A 4567-nucleotide genomic window follows, 5' to 3' on the forward strand; every position below is an offset into this window, starting at 1 on the left:
ATCCAACTCGGCAGTCCAGAAAGCGACTTCAGCCATTCCCTCCATACCAGGACAACGACAACCACCAGTTCAGGACACGAACCGCTGCTGGAGTACTAAGAAGTCATCTCATTTGGTGAGTCTGCGATAGCAGATGAGGGTGCAGGCGATGCTGGTGAAGGCCAGAAAGTGGTCGGCCTTGCGTTCGTAGCGGCGGTGGAGTCGTCGGCAGCCGGCGAGCCAGGACATGGTGCGTTCGATGGTCCAGCGGTGTCGGCCGAGTCGTTGTGAGGTCTCGATGCCCTTGCGGGCGATGCGGTGCCGGACCCCGCGTCGGGACAGCCATTGCCGCAGGTGGCGGTAGTCGTAGCCCTTGTCGGCGTGGAGCTTGCCGGGCCTGCGTCGGCGGGGGCCTCGGCGGGAGCGGATGGGCGGTATGCCTGTCACGAGCGGGATAAGGGCTTGGCTGTCGTGGACGTTGGCGCCGGAGATTGCGACGGATATGGGCAGACCGGTCCGCTCGGTGATCAGGTGGATCTTCGACCTGTACTTGCCCCGGTCGACAGGATTCGGACCTGTCAGGTCCCCCTTTTCAAGGCCCGCATGTTCACCGAGTCGATCGCGCACCTCGACCAGTCCAGCTCGCCGCGGGATCCGAGTTCGTCGAGGACCAGGCGGTGGAGCTTGGCCCACACCCTGGCCTTCGACCACTCCGAGAACCGCCGGTGGGCGGTCGCTCCGGACGGGCCGAACGACGCCGAAGGCAGCTGCTGCCAGGTGCAACCCGACGTGGCCACGAAGACGATCGCGGCCAGCACCTCCCGGTCGCCGTGCCGACGCCGACCACCGCCCTGCGGCCGCGACGGCGCCTCCGGCACCACCCGCTGGAACAACTCCCACAACTCGTCCGGCACCAGCCGCTCAACGATCCCCACCATGACTCACAGAATACCGAGTCGCCCAAATGAGATGACTTCTAAATCGCCGAGATGTGTACGCGAGACGCCGCAAAAGGCAGGATGGGTCAAGGCCGCGCGGGCCCACTTCTTGGTCACACTCAAAGAACCCGTGCGGCCACCGTCACGTCACGGCCTGTCGATCAGCATCGCGGGCCGAGTCGTAGTCCGCGCCACCCGAGCCGACGCCTGTCCGTCAACGGCGGACAGCACGGCAATCTCCGGGCCGAAGCAGAGCACCAGTGTGCCGTCCGGCGCGGCGAGGGCCGACTGGACGGGCGCGGGGCAGCGCAGGGGTGGCGCGAGTTCGGCGCTTGTGGCCAGGTTGCGCACCGATACCGTTTTGGTGCCGTTGGTGGTGATCAGGTGGGTGCTGGTGCCGTGTACGGCCGTTGCCAGCCCGTGTACGGGCCCGGCGGGGCAGGACAGCGGCTCGGCGTACGGCCGGCCTTCGGGCAAGCTCCAGGTGCGGATCGTGCCGTCCCGGCCAGCGGTGACCGCGATGGGGTGCCCGTTGAGTGTGGTGGTGGTCACCGCGGTGACCCAATCGGTGTGGCCGGTCAGAAGATCGCCGAGCTGGCGGCCGGTGGCCAGGTCCCAAAGCCGCACCGTCTTGTCCCAGCTGCCGGTCACGGCCAGCGCGTGCCCGTCCACGGTGGCGGTGGCGAGCGCGGTGAGCCGGCTGGTGTGGCCGGTGAGGGGCTGGCCGAGGGGCTGACCGGTCGCCAGGTCCCAGCGCTGTGCGGTGCCGTCCGAGCTGCCGGTCACCGCGACGTCTCGCCCGTCGACCCGGGCGGTGGCCAGGGCCAGGATCCGGCCGGCAGGTCCGGCGACGGCCTGGCCGAGCTCCTTGCCGGTATCCAGGTCCCACCTGCGGAGCATGGCGTCCGAGGCCGCAGTCACCGCGACGGTGCGTCCGTCCAGTTCCGCCGTCGCTAGCAGGCTGACCTCGGCGGCGATACCCCCGCCGTACGGTATGCCGGTGGCCAGGTCCCAGGCGCGCAGCGTCTTGTCCGCACCGGCGGTGACAACGGCCGGTTGGCCCTGAATGGTGGTCATGGCAGCCGCCAGCACCACGTCCTTGTGACCGCGGATCTCGGTGCGGCGCCGTACCCTGCGCTTCCCGAGATCCCAGACGCGCACGGTGTGGTCCGCACTGGCGGTGACGGCCACCGGTTGCCCGTCCACGATCGCCGTCGCGACGTCCCACACGTGCCTGGTGTGCCCTTTGAAGGGGCCGTTGACCTGCCGCCCGCCGGCCACCTCCCAGAGCCGCACGCCCCGGTCGAGGGCGGCCGTCACCACCCGGAGCTGCCCGTTCACCTCGGCCAAGGCGCCGGCCCGGATCCGGTCCTCGTGGCAGGGGAACGACCGCTCACCGACTTCCGCCCCGGCGGCGGTGTCCCGCACCCGCACCACGTGGTCGGCGTCGACAGTCAACCGGAGCGTGCGTCCGGCGACGACGCAGGTATCCAGGACCCGCGTGGCGGATCGTTCGGCGTCCACTGCCACGGCCGGTGCAGGGTCGGCGAGTTGCCAGCACCAGCTGTCCTCGCCCGGGGCCTCGGCCGGCAGCCGCAGCGATTGTCCGTGCAGCTCGTCGGTGGTCACCACCCATCCCTGCGTGCCGGGCCGGGAGCCGGCCACCCGGTCCCACACCCGCAGCGACCCGCCGTACTCCCGGAACAGGGTGACCGGGCGCCCGGCCACCACCACAAACTGGGAGACGCGAACGGGCGCACCAGCTCGATGCCCGCAAGCGGCTGCCAGGTCACCGAGGAGAGCCACCGCGGTGTCGCCGTCGTGGAGATGGTCGATGTCGAGAGCGTCGAAGGCGCAGGCGACCAGCCGACCGTCGACCACCACCGCGACGGCCTGCGGGTCGTACGCCTGCTCGTCCGCGTCCACCGGCGCCGAGTCGAGCTCGTTCCCGGCAAGGTCCCAGGTCCGCACCGCGCCGCCGAGTTCGACGCGCACCGCGGCCGGGTAGCCGTGCGAACCGGCCAGCACCTGCGCCGGCACGGACGAGCCCAGCTCCTCGCCGGTGGCGACGTTCCACAGCCGCAGGGTCCGGTCGTCCTCCAGCGTCAGCACCACGCTCCGGCCGGCCAACTCCGCCACGGCCACGACGCGGACGCACTCACCAGTCAGGGACCCGGTCGCAAGGTCGAGAAGGAGGAGCCGCTGCTCGCCGGCGAGCTCCGAGAGCAGCAGCGCGACCTCGCGACCGTCCAAGGTGGCCGTGGCGATCCGGTCGACGTCGACGGTCAGCGCCGACCGGGCGTCCGTGCGACAGTACAGGGGTGGGCAGGCCTTTTGGCCAGCGGCGAGATCCCAGATCCGAACGGTGCCGTCCCGGCTGCCAGTCACGGCCACCGCGCGACCGGCGACCACGGCAGTGGCGACAGCGATCACCTGCCCCTGGTGACCGATCAGCGTCCACACCAGGCGGGAATCCGCCTGCGAACCCCTGACCCAGACCGGCTCCCAACCGAGCGGCTCTGCACCTGGAACCGCCACCGCCGCAAACTGCGCCGCGAGATCCTCCTCGTCCAGCCTGGCCGCGTCCAGCGCGAGGACGAAGCGACGTTCGGCGGCAGTCAGATGCCGGTGCACGTCGAGCGAGGCCCGGTACACCGTCGCCCCCCGCTGCTCCTCCGGCTCTGACGCACTTCCCAGCAGCGCGAGCACCGAGTCCGGGTCCGCGCAGACGAGCCAGCCCGGGTCGGTCAAGCCGCCGGGCACCGCGTCGGGGCCAGCCGATGGAGCTTCATCCCACAGAGCGTCAGTCATGGCCGACACGCTAACCGCCCCCACTGACACGGTCTTACGACTCGGTCCGCTGAGTGGTCAACGTCGGAAGTCCTTAGGGGTTGACGGAGAGGTAGAGCCCGTGGGAAGTGCGGGCCAGACGTCGATGGTGGCGTGGTAGGGACCCGCAGACGCCATCTTCAGTTGTGCGCCGTCAGCAACGACTCGCCGAGCGGTGTGCAAAGATTCCCTGAAGCGTGCGGACTGAGTGCAGATGATGGGAGTTCCCTCGATGGAATTCAACGCTTACCGGGAAGCTCTGGCAGACGGACGAGGCACTGCTGCTCTCGTTCGTGTTCACGGGATCCAATGATCGCTACATCTTTCGATTGGAGCCGCACTTTCTCAGCAGCTTCTGTGGCTGTTCGAACCGGTTGTCTCAGGATTGGGCCAGCAGGTCCGCCGCTACGTCCCCGGTCCCGCTGGGTCACCCTGGCCATACTCGCCCACGCCTTCCTCGCCGTCGTACGCGCCGACGAGCGCACCCGCCACCCCGCACCCATACGCTCATACCGCTCACCTGCAACGAAATCCAGCGACTCTTCATCACCCTCGTCGTCCAGCCCGCCGACGACACGGCCCACCGGCTCGGCTGGTCCGACTGGCGACGCCGCCACCAAGCCGATCCCAGAGCCGACCGCCTGGAGAAGGAGCCGTTCCTGTACGGACTGTGTTCAGCGTGTCCGCTCAACGGCGTGTGCAGCTGCTCTCAGTTCCAGAAGTCCTGGTGGGGAACGGCGGCTTCGTCCTCGATGTGTGGGCCGGAGACGTCGGTGGGGCGTCCGCCGTCGGCGAAGATGAGGCGGCAGGGGTGGGCGAGG

At 69.5% G+C, this 4567-nt stretch carries 2 protein-coding genes and 1 pseudogene; 1 reads left to right on the forward strand and 2 read right to left on the reverse strand.

Translation table 11 applies throughout. From position 1 onward, the window contains the following. Window positions 1-108: 108 nt before the first annotated feature. Together ACWCXX_RS40590 and ACWCXX_RS40595 are read right to left on the reverse strand one after the other, a co-directional pair. Window positions 109-917, reverse strand: a protein-coding gene (locus tag ACWCXX_RS40590; RefSeq protein ID WP_451136245.1) for an IS5 family transposase whose coding sequence is annotated in 2 segments (ribosomal slippage) — window positions 109-569 and window positions 569-917 — 810 coding nt in all. Because the reading frame shifts where the segments join, the coding sequence is not laid out codon by codon here. Between the two features lie 147 nt (window positions 918-1064). Further along, window positions 1065-3728, reverse strand: a complete 2664-nt coding sequence (locus ACWCXX_RS40595) for a WD40 repeat domain-containing protein (RefSeq protein WP_451136247.1) — start codon at window positions 3726-3728, stop codon at window positions 1065-1067. A gap of 435 nt (window positions 3729-4163) precedes the next feature. Between ACWCXX_RS40595 and ACWCXX_RS40600 the strand changes: the two are divergent. Continuing rightward, window positions 4164-4399: pseudogene (locus ACWCXX_RS40600) on the forward strand (IS701 family transposase); the annotation flags it as partial. Between the last annotated feature and the right edge of the window lie 168 nt (window positions 4400-4567).

The sequence above is a fragment of the Streptomyces sp. NPDC001732 genome (assembly GCF_053596315.1).

Coding starts and splice junctions, on each gene's coding strand:
- ACWCXX_RS40595 (WP_451136247.1), bottom strand. CDS start 3,728: ATGACTGACGCTCTGTGGGATGAAGCTCCATCGGCTGGCCCCGACGCG.